General features: G+C 68.1%; 18 protein-coding genes and 1 tRNA gene. 5 read left to right on the forward strand and 14 right to left on the reverse strand.

Annotated elements, in window-relative coordinates; genetic code table 11:
- From ACVXZ4_RS12620 to ACVXZ4_RS12650, 7 genes are all read right to left on the reverse strand, one after another.
- The gene (locus ACVXZ4_RS12620) at window positions 1-966 is read right to left on the reverse strand and encodes an NAD(P)-dependent alcohol dehydrogenase (protein WP_461795187.1); all 966 of its coding nucleotides are present in this window, start codon (window positions 964-966) and stop codon (window positions 1-3) included.
- On the reverse strand, window positions 963-1,196 hold the full coding sequence (locus tag ACVXZ4_RS12625; RefSeq protein ID WP_461795188.1) for a helix-turn-helix transcriptional regulator: 234 nt from the start codon (window positions 1,194-1,196) through the stop codon (window positions 963-965). The genes ACVXZ4_RS12620 and ACVXZ4_RS12625 overlap by 4 nt, the downstream gene beginning before the upstream one ends.
- Window positions 1,190-1,618: a hypothetical protein gene (locus ACVXZ4_RS12630; protein WP_461795189.1), complete on the reverse strand. Its 429-nt coding sequence runs from the start codon at window positions 1,616-1,618 to the stop codon at window positions 1,190-1,192. Before ACVXZ4_RS12630 ends, ACVXZ4_RS12625 begins: the two co-directional genes overlap by 7 nt.
- 103 nt (window positions 1,619-1,721) lie before the next feature.
- Window positions 1,722-4,196, reverse strand: coding sequence for a CHAT domain-containing protein (locus ACVXZ4_RS12635; RefSeq protein ID WP_461795190.1), 2,475 nt, complete (start codon window positions 4,194-4,196; stop codon window positions 1,722-1,724).
- 7 nt (window positions 4,197-4,203) lie between these two features.
- On the reverse strand, window positions 4,204-5,886 hold the full coding sequence (locus ACVXZ4_RS12640; protein WP_461795191.1) for a S8 family serine peptidase: 1,683 nt from the start codon (window positions 5,884-5,886) through the stop codon (window positions 4,204-4,206).
- A 30-nt stretch (window positions 5,887-5,916) separates the two neighbouring features.
- A complete protein-coding gene (locus ACVXZ4_RS12645) occupies window positions 5,917-6,417 on the reverse strand; it encodes a hypothetical protein (RefSeq protein WP_461795192.1) in 501 nt (166 codons plus the stop codon).
- Window positions 6,414-7,028: an RNA polymerase sigma factor gene (locus ACVXZ4_RS12650; protein ID WP_461795193.1), complete on the reverse strand. Its 615-nt coding sequence runs from the start codon at window positions 7,026-7,028 to the stop codon at window positions 6,414-6,416. Before ACVXZ4_RS12650 ends, ACVXZ4_RS12645 begins: the two co-directional genes overlap by 4 nt.
- A 138-nt stretch (window positions 7,029-7,166) precedes the next feature.
- Here ACVXZ4_RS12650 and ACVXZ4_RS12655 point away from each other — a divergent pair.
- The 4 genes from ACVXZ4_RS12655 (at window position 7,167) to ACVXZ4_RS12670 (ending at window position 10,114) form a co-directional block, all read left to right on the forward strand.
- Window positions 7,167-7,248 (forward strand) — tRNA-Leu (locus ACVXZ4_RS12655).
- A 39-nt stretch (window positions 7,249-7,287) separates the two neighbouring features.
- The gene (locus tag ACVXZ4_RS12660; protein WP_461797980.1) at window positions 7,288-8,019 is read left to right on the forward strand and encodes a DedA family protein; all 732 of its coding nucleotides are present in this window, start codon (window positions 7,288-7,290) and stop codon (window positions 8,017-8,019) included.
- A gap of 110 nt (window positions 8,020-8,129) precedes the next feature.
- Window positions 8,130-8,828, forward strand: coding sequence for an ABC transporter ATP-binding protein (locus ACVXZ4_RS12665; protein ID WP_461795194.1), 699 nt, complete (start codon window positions 8,130-8,132; stop codon window positions 8,826-8,828).
- A complete protein-coding gene (locus ACVXZ4_RS12670; protein ID WP_461795195.1) occupies window positions 8,825-10,114 on the forward strand; it encodes an ABC transporter permease in 1,290 nt (429 codons plus the stop codon). The genes ACVXZ4_RS12665 and ACVXZ4_RS12670 overlap by 4 nt, the downstream gene beginning before the upstream one ends.
- Before the next feature lie 15 nt (window positions 10,115-10,129).
- Here the strand turns inward: ACVXZ4_RS12670 and ACVXZ4_RS12675 are convergent, their stop codons facing one another.
- From ACVXZ4_RS12675 to ACVXZ4_RS12700, 6 genes are read right to left on the reverse strand one after another with little or no spacing between them, the layout of a single operon-like run.
- Complete coding sequence (locus ACVXZ4_RS12675; protein ID WP_461795196.1) at window positions 10,130-10,672, reverse strand: HEAT repeat domain-containing protein; 543 nt, start codon at window positions 10,670-10,672, stop codon at window positions 10,130-10,132.
- Between the two features lie 48 nt (window positions 10,673-10,720).
- Window positions 10,721-11,953 (reverse strand): Nramp family divalent metal transporter, encoded by a 1,233-nt coding sequence (locus ACVXZ4_RS12680; protein ID WP_461795197.1) that lies wholly within the window; start codon window positions 11,951-11,953, stop codon window positions 10,721-10,723.
- A gap of 9 nt (window positions 11,954-11,962) precedes the next feature.
- Window positions 11,963-12,568: an RdgB/HAM1 family non-canonical purine NTP pyrophosphatase gene (gene rdgB, locus ACVXZ4_RS12685; protein WP_461795198.1), complete on the reverse strand. Its 606-nt coding sequence runs from the start codon at window positions 12,566-12,568 to the stop codon at window positions 11,963-11,965.
- Window positions 12,565-13,302: a ribonuclease PH gene (rph, locus tag ACVXZ4_RS12690; RefSeq protein WP_461795199.1), complete on the reverse strand. Its 738-nt coding sequence runs from the start codon at window positions 13,300-13,302 to the stop codon at window positions 12,565-12,567. The genes rdgB and rph overlap by 4 nt, the downstream gene beginning before the upstream one ends.
- A complete protein-coding gene (gene murI / locus ACVXZ4_RS12695; RefSeq protein WP_461795200.1) occupies window positions 13,299-14,168 on the reverse strand; it encodes a glutamate racemase in 870 nt (289 codons plus the stop codon). Before murI ends, rph begins: the two co-directional genes overlap by 4 nt.
- Window positions 14,169-14,192: 24 nt before the next feature.
- The gene (locus tag ACVXZ4_RS12700; RefSeq protein ID WP_461795201.1) at window positions 14,193-15,653 is read right to left on the reverse strand and encodes a cryptochrome/photolyase family protein; all 1,461 of its coding nucleotides are present in this window, start codon (window positions 15,651-15,653) and stop codon (window positions 14,193-14,195) included.
- 92 nt (window positions 15,654-15,745) lie between these two features.
- Here ACVXZ4_RS12700 and ACVXZ4_RS12705 point away from each other — a divergent pair, with 92 nt between their 5' ends.
- Window positions 15,746-17,002, forward strand: a complete 1,257-nt coding sequence (locus ACVXZ4_RS12705; RefSeq protein WP_461797981.1) for a nicotinate phosphoribosyltransferase — start codon at window positions 15,746-15,748, stop codon at window positions 17,000-17,002.
- 112 nt (window positions 17,003-17,114) lie between these two features.
- Here the strand turns inward: ACVXZ4_RS12705 and ACVXZ4_RS12710 are convergent, their stop codons facing one another.
- On the reverse strand, window positions 17,115-17,378 hold the full coding sequence (locus ACVXZ4_RS12710; RefSeq protein ID WP_185202991.1) for a DUF3039 domain-containing protein: 264 nt from the start codon (window positions 17,376-17,378) through the stop codon (window positions 17,115-17,117).
- Between the last annotated feature and the right edge of the window lie 5 nt (window positions 17,379-17,383).

Here is a 17,383-nt window from a genome sequence, read left to right on the forward strand (position 1 = left end):
CTACGGCGTGACGACGAGCTTCCCCCGCGCATCACCGCTCTCGAGCATCCGCATCGCATCGATAGCCTCGGCAAGGGGATAGACCCGATGGATGACCGGCACCAGCGATCCTGCCGCCAGCAGGTCGGCGAGCGTCCGCAGGTCGGTCCGACGCTGCACCGCGGTGAGCCCGGTCAGGCGCTGGCGCGTGAAGAGGGAGAGGATTATCGCCCCGATGCTGCGCTGGAAGCCGCCGAGGACACGTCCGCCGTTCTCACCGCCGACGATCACCAGGGTTCCGGTCGGGGCGAGAGACCGGCGAAGCAGCGAGATCGGCCGGTTGCCGGCCAGGTCCAGGATGAGGTCGTAGCGCTCGGTTCCGAGCCCCTCACGGGTGTAGTCGATCACGGCATCCGCGCCGAGAGAGGTCACAAGCTGGACCTTCGGCGTGCTGCAGACCCCGGTCACGATGCCCCCGAGCTGCGTCGCCAGTTGGACGGCGAAGATGCCGACGCCGCCGGCCGCACCGATGACCAGCACGCGCTGGCCCGTGGTGAGGCGGCCGGTGTCGCGGAGACCCTGCAGGGCCGACACGGCCGAGGTCGGCACCGCCGCGGCCTGCTCGAAACTGATCCCCTCAGGCTTTGGTACGAGCCCCTTCGCGGATGCTCCGGCATATTCGGCGAGCGATCCCCGGCAGACACCGAACACCTCGTCGCCCGGCTTCAGGTCGGTCACCCGGCTTCCCACGCTGTGCACGACGCCCGCGACATCCATGCCCCGGATCCGGGACTTGGGGCGACGAAGTCCGAAGCCCAGAAGGCGGATGAGGGAAGGCAGGCCGGTCATCATGTGCCAGTCTCCGCGGTGGAGGGAGGCCGCTCGCACCTGGAGCAGTACGTCGTCATCCCCGATCACCGGCATCTCGACCTCGGCGAGCTCGAGCACGTCGCTTGAGCCGTAGCGATCCTGGACAAGGGCTTTCATGGGGTTTCTCCTTCGGCGCGGGGGTAGTGGAACACGTCGTCGAGCGGTACGCCGAAGACGCGGGCGATCTGGAATGCCACCTCGAGCGAAGGCGAGTAGCGCCCCTGTTCGATGGCGATGATGGTCTGGCGGGTGACGCCGACCCTCGCGGCGAGGTCGGCTTGGGTCAGCTCGCCGGTGGCAAACCGCAGGCGCCGGATGTCGTTGGTGATGCGCGTCGCCTTCACCATTCCTGGAAGCCCCGGCGGTAGGCGATGATCTTGGCGACGGATCCGACGACGGCAGAGAGCACGAAGCCGAGATAGATGGCATTCGCGATCCAGAACGGGACCACGGAGAGCAGCGCGAGCACCAGGGCAGCGACGGCTCCGATCACGAGGAACGATTGACCGATGTAGTCGCCGACCCGGTTGATCTCCCGGTCGCGCTGGTCCTTCTCCGCGGCGCCCTTCGGAGCGAAGAAGGAGCTGAGGATGTCGATCAGGATCGACGCGAGGATGGCCCCGACGACGCTCCAGACGAGCGTCCACTCGTACGGCACCTCGGCGAGCGGATGACCGCCGGCCTGGCCGAGCACTATCGCGAGGTAGGTGGCGTAGGCCACGGTCGCGACGACCACCATGATCCACGCTCGTTTTTCGGAAACGGACACGTGTTCTCTCCTGTTGTTTCAGATGTAAAGAATTGCTGACATCAGCGAATGTAATGCAAAGCTCACACAGTGTCTAGTATTTTTTACATCTGGGAGAACAGAGTTACCAGCCGGCCCCGAAGCACTGGAATACCGGACGGCGACCCGAGGCCGGACCGGCCGTGGCGAGCGCCTCCGCGGGGGTGACTCCCGCGGCCATCAGGGAATGCGCCTCGGTGAGGAGTTCGCAGGCCAGGGAGTCGTCGACACTCGCCGGCGAGGCGATCACGCAGCGCACCCCCGCATGCAGCCAGGCCTGCGACATGCCGAGCGCCTCCTGTCCCCAGCGCACCGCCGAGCGTCCCACCTCGCAGGCGGAGAGCACCACCACGGCGGGCACTGCAGGCAGCTGGTCGACGTCGTACCCGAACCACGGACCGTCCGCGAGCTGTACGCCCGAGAACAGCGGATTGTCGGCAGAGTGCCTTCCGTGCGCGGAGACGTGCAGCAGATCGACCCGCTGGGCGACCTGCGCCACCGCCGCGCTCGTGGCGGCTGCCCCGACCAGCACTGTGGATGCCGCCCAGCCGGCCGCCGCATCCGTCACCTCTTCCTCGGCGCGGGCGACCCCCGGTCCCGCCGCGAAAGCCACGGAGTGCAGGGACAGGGGCCGCGCGCGCTGGGTGCGCCACCGGGTGGCCGAGATCGGCAGAGTGAGCGGGCGCCCGGTGAGGGTCGGCAACAGCGACCAGGGCATGCCCGCGAGCACACCGGGCGGAGTTACCACGAGCCTTCCGGTCCCGATACTCCGCCGGACCGGCCCGACGATGAGAGCGTCCAGCCGTTCGAGGCGGTGCGCGAGCGACGCGTTCACGACCTCCTGCATCGGTGGCGGGAGGGTCGCTGCGGCCATGTCGAGGTCGGCGAGCAGCCCGTCGAGTTCGGAGCGGATCGGGCCGAGCGGACCGAGATCGACGACTGTCGCGCTCTGCGGCGTGACGGCGAGGGCGGTCAGCCGCTGCCCCGACCAGAGGATGGCGAGCAGCGCCGAATCCTCCGAACCGAGCTCCCCCTGTACCTCATCGAGTGTCGCAAGATCCTCGAGGCTGCCGGATCCTCGCCCCTCCCACTGCCGCGCGCGGATGGTGGCTCGCAGGGCAGACTCCGCCCGGCCGTCCGCCGTGGCCGGGGAGGGATCGGAGGCACGCAACTGCCGCAGCTCGGCGAGGTCGGCGGCACTCGCGGCATTGGCGGGCGGCCGCAGCGGCACGATCCGGCCGGTGAGGCTGCGCGTGCGTTCCGACCACTCGAAGACCTCGGATGCGCGGCCGCTCTCGACCGCCTGGCTGATGCCGACCGTGATCAGGCGCGTGCCGTGGGCGACGAGCGCACTCTGGAGGTCGAGGCTGCCGAAGCTCGACTGCCACTCGGCAAGCTCGTCGAGACCGGTGCGGGCGAGGGTGAGTGCGCGCGGCCGGCGCCGTTCGAGCACTGCGAGCTCGGCGCCGACCTCACGGTGGAGCAGTCGGGTGCCGATGGTGGCACCCGCCGGCAGCGGTGCCGACGCTAGCGCCGACCGGGCTCCCGCGGCATCCCCCGACTGCACGCGCAACCGCGCCGCCTGCAGGCGGAGGGAGAGTGCGTCGCCCTCGAAGTGCCGGTCCGACAGCGCTGTGGCGGTCTGCTCGATCCGGGCCTGGAGCACCTCGATCGCGCGGGCCGAACCGGTGGCTCCGGAGGCGACGGTGGCGGCGAACGAGAACGCCTCCGCCCGCAGTGCCCAGCTCTCGCTCCCCCGAGCGCGGAACCGTCGGGCCGCTCGTCGGGCGACCGTCGCGGCCCGGCGGGGATCGTCGAACAGCAGCGCTCTCGCCAGCGCGAACTCCGCCTCGGCCTGGGCCTGCCGCAGTCCCCGGAGCCCGTAGGTGTGGGCGACCGTCTCCAGAAGCTCGATCGCCTCCGAGGTCATCCCGGCGCTCAGCAGCACCTCGGCCCGGTCGGCATCACAGGTGGCGAGGGCGACCGGGGAGAGTGCCGCGAGCACCGGCCGGGACTCGTCCATGAGGCGAAGCGCGGCGATCAGATCGCCCGCGAGCATCGCCGCATAGCCCTGATTATTGCGGGCCTTCGCGAGCTCGACCGGCTCCTCGCTGCGCCGGAAGGCCTCCGCTGCCGCGTCGAAGTCCCGCTCGGCCGCCACGACCTCGCGCCGGTCGAGGTAGGCGAGGCCGCGGTTGAGAAGTACCCGACCCAGCCTGGCGGGATCCTCGCCGAGGTCGGCGATCGCGGCAGAGAGGTAGGGCAGCGCGGCATCCCCGTCCCCCCGGCGCACCTCGATCAGCCCGATCTGGCTGCCGAGCACCGCTCGCGTGTGTCTGCTGAGACCGGGGCTGTCCAGTGCCGACCGGCAGAGCGCGATCCCCCGGTCCGGATCGCCGGTCTCCGAGACCAGGTAGGCGACGGTTCCGGTGATGCGGGCCGTGAGCTCGGCATCCGTCGAGCGCCGAAGAGCCTCATCGAGCGCGGCACGCGCGGCGGCGTGGCGCCCCGCGTTGGAGTGCTCGACACCGCGCTCGTACAGGACCGCCGCCGACAGCATTTCCTCATTATGGCGCGGCGGCGGCGACTTTCTGCAGGGCGGCCGACCCCACTTTCACGAGATCGGCGAGAGTGCCCGATCCGAACGGCTGCAGCGATGATGCATCCAGGGCGGCTGCCACGGCGCCCGCGATGAGCGGAGCAGCGAAGGAGGTGCCGCTCCAGATGGCGAACCCGCCGCGGAAATCATCCGGATCGATCGATTCGCGGGTGCGGATGATGCCCCCGAAATCGCTCTCGACCCTCGCGAGTGGCTGGTCGCCGCCGTTGAAGGCGGGCATCGTGGAGAAGACGGCCCCTCCCGGCGCGCTGCAGCCGATCCACGGACCGTCGTTGCTGAACAGTGCGACCGTCGATCCGTTCGGGTTGAGGGCACGCGCCGCCAGGATCGGCACGGCATCGGGCGCCAGGTTCACCGGCCCGCCGCCGCCCTGCCAGGGGGCGAAGGCCGCGGGGAACATCGGCCGATCGGTGGCGTCATTGCCTGCCGAGCAGGTCACGACCGTGCCGCATCGCCCCATGGACGCGAGCAACTCGTACATCGTCGGGTCGAACAGCCCATCTTCCGGGGTCTCATGGTAGTAACCCATCGAGAGCGAGAACACATCGATGCCGAGCCCTCCGGGAAGCCCGAGGGCCGCGCGGCCGATGAGGGTTGCGATGGCCGTGAGGGCAGCGATGAGTTCGGACTCGACGATGACGCCGTCCGAGTCGACGACCCGCCACGCCACGATGTCGGCCTCAGGGCAGGCCTGGTGAATGAGTCCGGCGATGAAGGTGCCATGGCCCGACACCTCGTCGAGTCCGCCGTCCATCGCGCCCACCAGATCGCCGTCGAGCTCGGGGTCGGTGGCGGGATCGATGTGCCCGATCGCCGCGCCATCGAGCCGCGCCGTGGTGTCGACGATCGGGTCGAGCCAGGTGTGTGGTCCGCAGCCGGTGTCGAGGGTCGCAACGACCGGGCGCCGCGGATCGTTCGCCGAACGATCCCGGCGGTACGGGGCCGGACCGGCATAGGCCACCGGCTGGAGTCCCCCGCTGCCCTGCGATCCGTAGCTGTCGATCGCACCGACATCCACGCTCGAGCCTGCCGGGTTCGTGGAATGGAACGGGTTCGTCGAGTGGAACGGGTTGGTGGAGTGGAACGGGTTCGTGGAATGGAACGGGTTGGTCGAATGGAACGGGTTCGCGCCGATCGTGTCGACGGTGAGCAGGTGATCGAGCCCGACGCCGGTGAGGGAATCCCGCCCGAGGATCGCTCGCGCCCGTTGCAGGAGGGTCCAGGCATCCGGTGCCGGGACCGCCTCCCCTGGCCGAACCGAGATCACGAAGCGAGCGACGCCGAGCGCCCCGGTCGCCCACGGGTAGCGGCGCACCCGCTCCTTGCGGGCATCCTCCGACTCCGGCAATTGCGGGGTGACGAATTTCTCGTCGAGGGTCAGGGTCCAGCCGAGCTCGCCGGCCACACGACCGAGGACCTCCGCCCTCGCCGCGACATCCGCGAGTGTCGAGACGAGGATGCGATCCGGCACATAGCAGGTGGGATGCACCCGGATGCCGTCGACAGTCGTCGCAGTGGAGTCGAGAAGCCGCCCCACCTGTGCCGGAAAGCGGTCGTCCCAGCGTCGGCGACGCCGGTACCGGCCGATCGACCCGCCAGTGGATGCGTCAGTGTCGTCCTGCTCGCTCAATCCGATCTCCTTACAATTTGATCGATCTCGTCACACGGTGAAGTACTCGGTGGTGAATCCCTGGCGGGAGTCGGCCGCGCCGACTTCGGGCTCGAGCCACATCCGGGTGCGGCCCGCGGGAACGTCAGCGAAGTCGAACCGTCCCTCGGCGCTCGCGACGGTGCTGAAGTCGACGCTGGTGAAGTCATCATCGTCCTGTTCGAGCCGCACCGACAGGGGGGACGCCGGGGCGATCCAACCGTCGATGCGGCGACGCCCGCCGCCGAGATCGCTCACGCGCAGCATGACCGACTGCGAGCCGTGGCTGAATTCGAGCAACTGCACGTCGGAGACTCCCCGCACTCCCGCCGACACGTCGCTGGATTCCAGGAGGGTGAGCATGGCGTATTCGACGACGAGGTCGTGGGTGGCAAGCGCGACGAGCACGTTGTCCACCAGCTCTGCCGGCATCGGGTCGCGTCGGCGCCACAGTCGTCGCAGGCGGGCAAAAAGGTCTTCGTCGGAGACACGGGAGTAGTCGTCGGTCATCATGGTGCACCTTCCATCAGCTCGAGGGCCTCCCGCAGCTTCGACAGGCAGCGCCCTCGCGTGGGACCGATGCTCCCCACCGGCATCTCCAAATCCCTGGCGATCTTCGCGTAGTCGGGTCGCTGTTCGAAAGCGACGATCCTCAGCAGTCGCTGGCACCGCTCGGACTGCCGGCGCACGCAGGCCCAGAGCCGGCTCTCGCCGTCGCGGGCGAGCGCCACATCCTCCGCAGATGCCTCGTCCTCGGTCACCGCTTCGAGCACTTCGTCGGAGACGGGAATGCTCACGGCATTGCGTTTGGACACCCGCCAGGCCTCTCGGCGCGCGGTAGTGAGGAGCCACGCCGCGATGGCGTGGGGATCGGCGATCGACCCGGAGCGTTGAACGAGTGTCAGCCATGTAGTCTGCACGACATCCTGGGCCTGGTCCTGGGCAAGACCATAGGCGCGGACGACCTGCCAGAGAACGGGTGTCATGGTGTGGACCAACTCATCCATCGCTCCGGGTTCGCCGGAGAGCCAGCGGCTGAATGCCGCCGCCGAATCATCCCAGATGACATGCGACTGCGTCCGCTGGCCGTCGGGTCGGCCGCGGACGGAGTCGTTGTCAGTCATGGTTTGAATTCTCATCACCCCTCAAGAGCGGGGCAAGCCCCCACAGATACATCGGTCGCCTGATTTTTTCAGGCGACTTCTGGGGCAGGCTCTCATCAGGCCTTCGGACCGGGTGCCCGGTACACTGGGGCCGCACTCGCGGGAGTGGTGAAATTGGTATACACGCAGGTTTTAGGTACCTGTGCCGCAAGGCGTGAGGGTTCAAGTCCCTTCTTCCGCACAGGTCAACATCACTAGACGACTGGAGTACCTCGCCTTGCTGCACAGCTCACTCATCCCCTGGCTGGACCCGAACCTGCTCATCAATCAGGCCGGACCGTGGGCGCTGCTTCTGGTCTGCGCGATCATCTTCGCCGAGACCGGCCTGCTGATCGGCTTCATCTTCCCCGGTGACACACTGCTTCTCATCACCGGTCTCCTCACTTTCACCGGCACCATCCAGATCCCGATCTGGTGGGTCGCCCTCGCCATCGGGCTCGCCGCTTTCCTCGGGGGCGAAGTGGGCTATTACATCGGCAAGAAGGCCGGTCCCCGCATCTTCGAACGCAAGGAGACCGGGCTCTTCAGTATCGCGAACGTCAAACGCACCAACGCCTTCTTCGAGCGATTCGGGGGCTTCGCCGTGATCCTCGCCCGATTCGTGCCGATCGTGCGCACCTTCGCCCCGATCGCCGCAGGCGTCGGAAAGATGGACTACCGCAAGTACTCGCTCTACAACGCGGTCGGAGCGTTCATCTGGGGCGCCGGCGTGACCACACTCGGCTTCCTCCTCGGCAACATCAAGCCCGTCGCCGACTTCGTGATCAAGTACGTGGATGTCGTGCTCCTCGCCGTTGTGCTGCTCACGCTCATCCCCACCGTCTTCCACCTCCTCCAGTCCACCCTGAAGGCGCGCAAGGCCGCGAAACTGTCCGGAGGCCAGCCGGCCGCGACGCCGACCGATGCCGATGTGACGATCGACCAGAAATACTTCGACCAGAAGAAGGACTGACCGCGGCCCCTACGCCCCGGGGAGTAGCCGGGATTCGTACCCCGGGATGACGGCGGGAGGCCGCCGAGGGCGCAGGCTGGTGGCGCACCCCCACCAAGGAGCTCATTCGTATGCCGGTACCGATTCTCGCCGCCCGTGATGTCACCAAGTCCTACGGTCGCGGCCCTGGGCGCTTCGACGCCCTCAAGGGGGTCTCCCTCGAGATCTTCGAGGGTGAGTCCGTCGCGATCGTCGGAAAGAGCGGATCGGGCAAGTCAACGCTTATGCACCTGCTCGCGCTCCTCGACCGACCGAGCAGTGGATCCATCGAACTCGCCGGCTCGGACGCGCTGCTGCTGACCGGGCGCACCCTCAACACCACGCGCAATCGCACCTTCGGGTTCGTCTTCCAGCAGTTCTTCCTCACCGGTGGCGCCTCGGTTCTCGAAAACGTGATCCTGCCCCTGAAGATCGCGGGCATCGGATCCCGCGAACGTAAGCGCCGCGGGCTGGCGGCCCTCGACCAGCTGGAGTTGAAAGACAAGGCGACGAACAAGGCGAGTGCGCTCTCGGGCGGACAGAAGCAGCGGGCGGTGATCGCGCGGGCGCTGGTCAACGACCCGCGGATCATCTTCGCGGATGAGCCGACAGGTAACCTCGACACCGCAACGGGTGGGGTGGTCGAAGACATCCTCTTTGGCCTCAACCGTGAGAAGGGCATCACCCTGATCGTGGTGACCCATGACGAAGACCTGGCGGCGCGCTGCGATCGCCGCATCTACATCCGTGACGGCCTGGTCGTCGGTGTCGAGAGCGCGGTGGCCGCATGAAAACCATCGACGTGATCGGCACGGCGATCGAGAACAGCTTCCGTAGCAAGCTCCGTACCACCCTCACCGTGATCGCCATCTTCATCGGCGCGTTCACCCTCACGATCACCAACGGCCTCGGCACCGGCATCAACGACTACATCAACACCACAGTCGCGGCCATCGGCGCCCAGGACGTGCTCACGGTCACGAAGGTGGGCACCGATGCCGCGACGACGGGCCCGAAGAAGTACAACCCCGACCTGCTCTCCTCCAGTGCCGGACGCCCCGGAAGCACCGTGCAAGCGCTGACCCCCAGCGATATCTCGACGATCACCTCGCTCAAAGGGGTGAAGTCGGTGCAGCCGACGTTGTCGATCAGTCCCGGCTACGTTCAAGTGGGATCCGGCACCAAGTACACGCTCAATGCGAGCGGCGCGGTGCCGGGTATCAAGCTCCAGCTCGCGGCCGGTTCGCAGCCGAGCTCCACCTCGGGTGAGTCCCAGATCGTGCTGGCGAAGTCCTATGTCAAGGCGCTCGGGCTCTCGAGCAACGCCTCAGCGATCGGCACGACGGTGAAAATAGGCGTCACGGATTCCGCGCGCAACACCTCCACCGTCGATGCCACCATCGTGGGCATCTCCGACGCCAGTCTCGGCGCCGTCGCGGACGCGGCCACCACCAACGCCGCCCTCACCCAGAAGCTCTTCGACGCCCAGAGCGTCGGTCTGGCGGGCAGCGCGAAGGATCGCTATTCGCAGGCGTCGGTGCGCTTCGACACCGCAGCGAGCGCCACCGAAGTCACCCAGTTGAAAGACCGCCTGACGAAGGCCGGCTACGAGGGACAGACCGTCGCCGACCAGATCGGCACCTTCAAGACGGTGATCGACGCGATCGTCCTCGTGCTCAACGCGTTCGCCGTTATCGCCCTGCTCGCCGCGAGCTTCGGCATCGTGAACACCCTGCTCATGTCGGTGCAGGAGCGCACCCGCGAGATCGGGCTGATGAAGGCGATGGGCATGGGAGGAGGGAAGGTGTTCGGGCTGTTCAGCTTCGAGGCCGTGTTCATCGGATTCCTCGGCAGCGCGATCGGAGCGGGTATCGCGATCCTCGTCGGGAGCGGCGTCAGTGCGGCACTCTCGGGATCGGTCTTCTCCGCCCTGCCCGGCCTTACACTCATCGCATTCAGCCCCGGGTCGATCGCGACGATCATCCTCGTCGTGATGGCCATCGCGTTCGTCGCCGGCACGCTCCCGGCCGCGAAGGCCGCGCGACAGGACCCGATCGAGTCTCTCCGGTACGAGTAGCCCGACTGATCTTCGTTACGGTGCGGTGGTGCGCTTCTCGAGGCGCACCATCGCATCGTGGGCGGATCGGCGCACCTCCTTCTCGTCATCCTTGAGCAGCAGGCTGAGCGCTTCGAGATGGCTGGCATCCCCCACTTCGCCGAGTGCCCGCGCCGCGGCGCCACGCACTCTGGCAACCTCGTCCGAGAGCATCGCGGTGAGGGCGTCCTGCTCGTCGAGCCGGCGGACGAACACCACCCGGGCACACATCTCCCGCACCCGCCAGGCCTGGTCGCCGAGTCCGCGATGGACAGCGGATGCCGCGGAGTCGGCCCACACGAACGTGAGGGCCCGTGCGCCCCAGACCTCCGGCCAGTAGAGCGGTGGAGCACCGTCGAGCACTCCCTGGGCGTGACGGCCACCGACGATGAGGAGGAATTCCTCGCCCTCGTTTCCGCCCCGGAGCAGCGACGCCGAGCGATCGACGACCACCTGCTCGCCGAACCGCGCGACGGCGGCGGCGATGCGATCCCCGGGGGAATCATCGATCTGGACGGGAGACTCGGATGCGGAAGCCATAAGGGTTCCAAGGGTACCGTTCCCGTTCCCCCCTCGCGTCCGGCCCGGTCAGCCCCAGATGGTGAGGCCGATGAGGGCGAGGTTGAGGGCGACGACCAACACCACGATGAGCGACAGCGCCAGGCGCACCGGGCGCCGGTTGGCCTGCTCCCCCATCACTGCGGTGTCGTTCGTGAGCCTCAGGAGCGGAATGAGGGCGAACGGGATGCCGAAGCTCAGGAAGACCTGGCTCACCACGAGAGCCCAGGTCGGGTCGATCCCCGCAGCGAGTAGGGCGACAGCCGGCACCAGGGTGATCAGGCGTCGGAGGAACACCGGGATGCGGCGCTTAAGAAGTCCCGCCATGATGGTCGCGCCCGCATAGCTGCCCACCGAGGTCGATGCGAGCCCCGAGGCGAGCAGCCCGATGGCGAAGACCAGGGCGATCCCCGGTCCGAGCGATGCGCCGATCGCCGCATGGGCTCCCGCGATGGTGTCTGTGTCGTCGACGCCGCGCAAGTTCACAGCGGCGAGCAGGAGCATCCCGATGTTGACGACGCCGGCGATGCTGAGCGCGACAATCACGTCCCAGCGGGTCACCTTCAGAATGCGTCGCCGCCCCTCGGGTGTCGTGACGTGGCCGTGGCGGTCGCGCGCAAGCGCGGAGTGCACATAGATCGCGTGCGGCATGACCGTGGCGCCGAGCATGCTCGCCGACAGCAGCACCGAGCCCGTTCCGTCGAATCGCGGAATGAGCCCATTGAGCACCGCGAGACCGTCAGGCGGGGTGATGAACAGTCCGGCGAGGAACCCGATCGCGATGATGGCGAGCAACCCGATGATCACCGATTCGAATGGCCGCTGCCCGTAGCGCGACTGCAGGGCGAGCAGCGCCATCGAGACGGCGCCGACGATCAGACCGCCGACGAATAGGGGCAGCCCGAAGAGCAGGTTGAGCGCGATGGCACCGCCGATCACTTCGGCGAGATCCGTGGCCGCCGCTACGAGCTCGGCCTGTGCCCAGAACAGTCGGCGCGATGTGGGCTTCAGCCGGTCACCAAGCAGCTCGGGAAGGGTGCGCCCGCTCACCAGCCCGAGTTTGGCGGACTGGTACTGCACCAGCCCCGCCATCAGGTTGGCGGCAACCAGCACCCACACCAGCAGGTAGCCGTAGCGCGCGCCCCCGGTGAGGTTCGCCGCCACATTCCCGGGATCGACGTAGGCGATCGCTGCGACGAAAGCGGGGCCGAGCAGAAAGAGACCCCGAGCCGCCGGGCGGATGCTGCGGGCGGTCGCGGTCATCCCCGAATTCTAGGTGGGCCGGCCGAGCAGCAACTCCCGCACGGTCGGCATCAGTGCCTCGAAAGCACGCCCGCGATGGCTGACGGCGTTCTTCTCATCCGGGTGCAGTTCGGCCGCGGAGACGCTATAGCCGGCGGGCTTGAAGACGGGGTCGTACCCGAATCCGCCGGCACCGACGGGCTCGAGCAGCACGGTGCCCGGCCAGCGACCGAGCTCGACGGTCTCGCGACCATCGGGAAGCACGAGGGCGGCGGCGCAGAGGAACTCGGCACCGCGATCATCCGCTCCCTGCAGATTCGCGAGGAGCAGGCGCACGTTGTCGGCGTCGTCCCGTGTGCCGGCGTACCGTGCCGAGTGGATGCCGGGAGCGCCCCCGAGGGCGGCCACGGCGATCCCCGAGTCGTCGGCGATCGCCGCGAAACCGGTGTGGGCGGCGGCGGCCCGCGCCTTGATCAGGGCGTTCGCCTCGAAGGTGTCGCCGTCTTCCACCGGCTCGGGCCCGTCGTAGGCCAGCAGGTCGATGCCGTCGAGTCGGGCGCCGAGGATGCGTCTCAACTCGCTGACCTTGTGCGCGTTGTGAGTGGCGAGCACGAGAGGCACGAGCGGGGCGGTCATCGGGCCAGGCTCTCCACCTGCAGCCGGGTCAGATCGGCGCCGCCCCCGAGGGCCAGATCGAGCAGCGCGTTCAATTCCGTGCGATCGAAGGGCGCGCCCTCGGCCGTGCCCTGCACCTCCACGAAGAGGCCACGCCCGGTCACGACGACATTCATGTCGGTCTCGGCCCGCACGTCCTCGGTGTAGGCGAGGTCGAGCATCGGAGTGCCGTCGATAATGCCGACGGAGACCGCCGCGACGCTGTCGATGAGCGGTTTCGCGTTCTGCCCGATGAACTTCTTGGTCCGGCCCCACTCGAGGGCGTCGGCGAGCGCCACATAGGCGCCGGTGATGGCTGCTGTCCGCGTGCCGCCGTCGGCCTGCAACACGTCGCAGTCGATCACGATGGTGTTCTCGCCGAGGGACTTCATATCCACGACGGCGCGAAGCGAGCGACCGATCAGGCGGGAGATCTCGTGGGTGCGGCCGCCGATCCTGCCCTTGACCGATTCACGGTCCATGCGGTCGTTAGTCGACCGGGGAAGCATCGAGTACTCGGCGGTGACCCAGCCCTTTCCCTTGCCGGTCATCCAGCGAGGCACGCCGTTGGTGAAGGAGGCGGTGCAGAGCACCTTCGTGCGCCCGAAGGAGATCAGGGCAGATCCCTCGGCCTGGTCGCTCCAGCCACGCTCGATGGTGACCGTTCGCAGCTGGTCGAGTTCGCGGCCGTCGGCGCGGGGTCCTGATGCGGTCATGGGGTGCCGCCTTTCTTCTGGATCGTGGGCGATGTGATGGTGGGAAGTGAAAGGGAGCCGGTCTCCACGAGTTCGACGGACGAGACCTCTGGCCCGAGGAAGCGGCGCACCAGGCGGGTGAACTCGACCTGCGAGTCACCCGTTGCCTCGAAGACGTGGGTGGGTGGGGATCCGGCACCCCGTTCGATTCCGTGCTTCACGAGCGTGCGATAGACGTCGAACGCGGTCTCTTCCGCGCTCGAGACGAGCGTGACATCCTCGCCCATCACGTACTGGATCGCTGCGGACATCAGGGGGTAGTGGGTGCAGCCGAGCACGAGGGTGTCGACCCCGGCGTGCTTGAGCGGTGCGAGATAGTGCTCGGCGACCTCGAACAGCTCCGGTCCGCTGGTCACACCCGCCTCGACGAATTCCACGAATCGCGGGCAGGCCTCGCTGAAGAGCGCGAGGTGCGGGGCCGCCGCGAAGGCGTCGTCGTAGGCGCGGGATCCGATGGTGCCGACGGTGCCGATCACTCCGACCCGGCCGTTGCGGGTCTGCCGTACGGCGGCGCGCACGGCGGGTTGGATCACCTCGACCACCGGGATGCCGAGGGCCTGGGTATAGCGCTCGCGCGCATCCCGAAGCATGGCTGCAGAGGCCGTGTTGCAGGCGATCACGAGCATCTTCACCCCCTGCGCCACGAGGTCGTCGAGCACCTCGAGGGTATAGCGCCGCACGTCGGCGATGGGCTTCGGGCCATAGGGCGAGTGTGCGGTGTCCCCGACGTAGAGAACCGACTCGTGCGGAAGCTGGTCGATCACGGCGCGAGCCACGGTGAGCCCGCCGACCCCGGAGTCGAAGATCCCGATCGGCGCGTCATCCATAGGCACCGAGTTTACGCGGCTGGCCTAGAGCCCCACGCGACGGCGTTCTTGGTCGACGACCTGTTCCCGGTCGCTGAGACGGCGAAGTCCGGCTAACGGCTGCGCCATCCGGAAGTTGCCGCGGATCGCCGGCTCCACCCGGTCGAGGAACGCCCAGTAGCCGGCGGTGACCGGACAGGCATCCGCGCCGAGGCGCACTTTCGGGTCGAACCGGCAGCCGCCACAGTAGTCCGTCATCTTATTGACATAGGCGCCGCCGGATGCATAGGGCTTGGTCGCGACGATGCCGCCGTCGGCGAACAGGCTCATGCCGACGACGTTCGCCGGCATGACCCATGGGGTGCCGTCCACGAACATGCCGGTGAACCATTCGTTCATCTGCTTAGGGTCGTACCCGCGCTGCAGAGCCCAGTTGCCGATGATCATGAGTCGCTGGATGTGATGCGCCCAGCCGTGCTCCCGAACTCCACCGATCGTCTGGCTGAGGCAGTTGGCCTCGATCGCGGATGCCTCGAGCTCGAGCACTTCGCGCGGGATCGGTGTCGTCGCGCCGAGGGCGTTGCGGTCGACGTAGTCCTCCCCGAGTCGCCAGTACAGGTGCCAGACCCAGTCCCGCCAGCCGCACAGCTGGCGCACGATGCCCTCGACACTGCCGATCGGGGCCCGTCCGGCGCGATACTCGGCCTCGACCCGGTCGATCACCTCGCGCGGATCGAGCAGGCCGAGGTTGAGCGGCGCGCTGAGCAGCGAGTGGGCCATCGTCCAGTCGCCGGTGAGCGTCGCATCCTCGAACGGGCCGAAGTCGCCGAGGCGGCTCTCGATGAAGTCGTCGAGGGCGAGCCGAGCCTCTGCCGCCGTCGCCGCGAACCGGCGCGGGCCATCGTCACCGACAAGGCGGATCTCCCCCGCCGCCTGCCAGCGATCCAGGTCGGCCCGCACCTCCCGGTCGATGTCGTCCTCCTCGGGCCACCAGGGCTCCGGCAGGTCGAGCGAGACGGCGCGTTTCGGCGGCGGTTGCCGATTCTCATGGTCGAAGTTCCACTTCCCGCCAGCCGGAGCATCGCCGTCGAGCAGGATGCCCGTGCGGCTGCGCACCCAGCGGTAGAAGTCCTCCATGATCGGTCGGCCCTTTCGGCCATCCGCCCATTCGGCGAATTCCGCTTCAGTCGTGACGAAACCCCGGCTCGGCAAGACAGTCGCTCCGACGGAGCGCACCAGACGCCGGGCGGCATAAGAAGTGGGATCGATCACCTCGAGATCGTCGCGGCCGTTCACAACATCCCGGTACCGCTCCACCTGATGGAACTCGACCCGGGCTCCGAGTTCGGCGGCGCGGTGCCGGATCGCGGAGAGGATCAGGTGCGCCTTCGCCCGGTGAAGGGGAGCCCGACGCAGGGCGGAGCGAGCCTCGACCAGCAGCATCCGTCCGCCGTCATCGAACGACTCGCCCAGTTGGCCGGCGAAGATCCAACGGGTGCGCTCCATTGGTGTCACGGTACACGCGCGAACTGCTGGCTAGGCTGGCACTCGTGACCGACGCCGTATCTTCGCTGTTGACCGACCGTTACGAGCTCACGATGCTGAACGCCGCCATTCGCGCCGGCACCCACGATCGGGACTGTGTCTTCGAGGTCTTCGCGCGCCGCCTCTCGGGAGGGCGCCGCTACGGGATCGTCGCCGGCACCGGGCGGCTGCTCGACCTCATCGAAGATTTCCGGTTCACCGACCGTGAGCTCGACTGGCTGCGCGACAACGAGGTCGTCTACGACCGGGCGCTCGACTGGCTCGCCGACTACCGGTTCAGCGGCACGATCTCGGGCTATCAGGAGGGCGAGGTCTACTTTCCCGGCTCCCCCATTCTCGTCGTAGAAGGCACCTTCGCCGAGGCCGTGATCCTCGAGACTCTTGCGCTCAGTGTGCTCAACTACGACTCTGCGGTCGCCACCGCCGCCTCGCGCATGGTGTCGGCCGCGAGCGGTCGCCCTCTCGCCGAGATGGGATCGAGGCGCACCGGCGAACGCAGTGCCGTCGCCGCCGCTCGGGCGGCCTTCATCGCCGGATTCGCCGCGACGAGCAACCTCGAGGCCGGCCGAAGCTGGGGCGTGCCGACCATGGGAACGTCCGCGCACTCCTTCACGCTCCTCCACGACACCGAGGAGGATGCCTTCCGCGCCCAGGTGGCCGCGCTCGGCCCCGGCACCACCCTCCTCGTCGACACCTACGACGTCACGGCCGCCGTCGACCTCGCGGTGCGCGTGGCCGGCACCGGTCTCGGCGCCGTGCGCATCGATAGCGGCGATCTGCCGGAGCAGGTGGGCGCCGTACGCCGCCAGCTCGACGCCCTCGGCGCGGTGAACACGAAGATCACCGTCACCAACGACCTCGACGAATTCACGATCGCCGCCCTCCGCGCCGCGCCGGTGGACTCCTACGGGGTCGGCACCTCGGTGGTCACCGGGTCGGGCTCCCCCGCCGCCGGACTCGTCTACAAACTCGTGGCGCGCAAGGATGCCGCCGGCGACTGGATCTCCGTCGCCAAGAGGTCGCCCGAGAAGGTGTCGATCGGGGGCCGCAAGTTTCCCGTGCGGGAGTTCACCGCGGCGGGCACGGCGAGCGCCGAAGTGATCCATGTCGGGGAGCCGGAGCCCGCGACATCCGCCCACCGCCCGCTTCTCGTACCCCTGATGGTGGACGGGGTGGCGGTCGAGCGCTTCCGCGGGGAGTCGGGCACCCGTCTCGCGAGGGAACACCGGGCTGCGGCCATCGCGGAGTTGCCGGAGGAGGCGTTCCGCCTCGGTCGCGGCGATCCGGTGATCCCGACCCGCTACGCCTGAGCCCTCTCCACCTCGCCCGCACCATCTCCCGTTTTTACGACCACCTGCCTGTCTGAACAGGGTTGTGGTCGTAAAAACGGGAGGTGGTGGCCGGATCGGGCGGCCGGACGCGTTACTTCTTCAGGCCGTCGTAGATCTCTTTGCAGGTCGGGCACACGGGGAACTTCTCCGGATCGCGGCCGGGAGTCCAGACCTTGCCGCAGAGGGCGATTACCGGCTTGCCGCTGAGGGCTGACGCCAGGATCTTCTCCTTCTGCACGTAGTGCGAGAAGCGCTCGTGGTCGCCCTCCTCGATCTGCTCCTGGTTGAGGAGCTCTTCGAGTTCGCGGTCCAGCGTGTCCGTGCCGCCGCCGCCCTGCTGTGTGTCACCGCTCATGGGTC

It is taken from the genome of Lacisediminihabitans sp. FW035 (genome assembly GCF_054880895.1).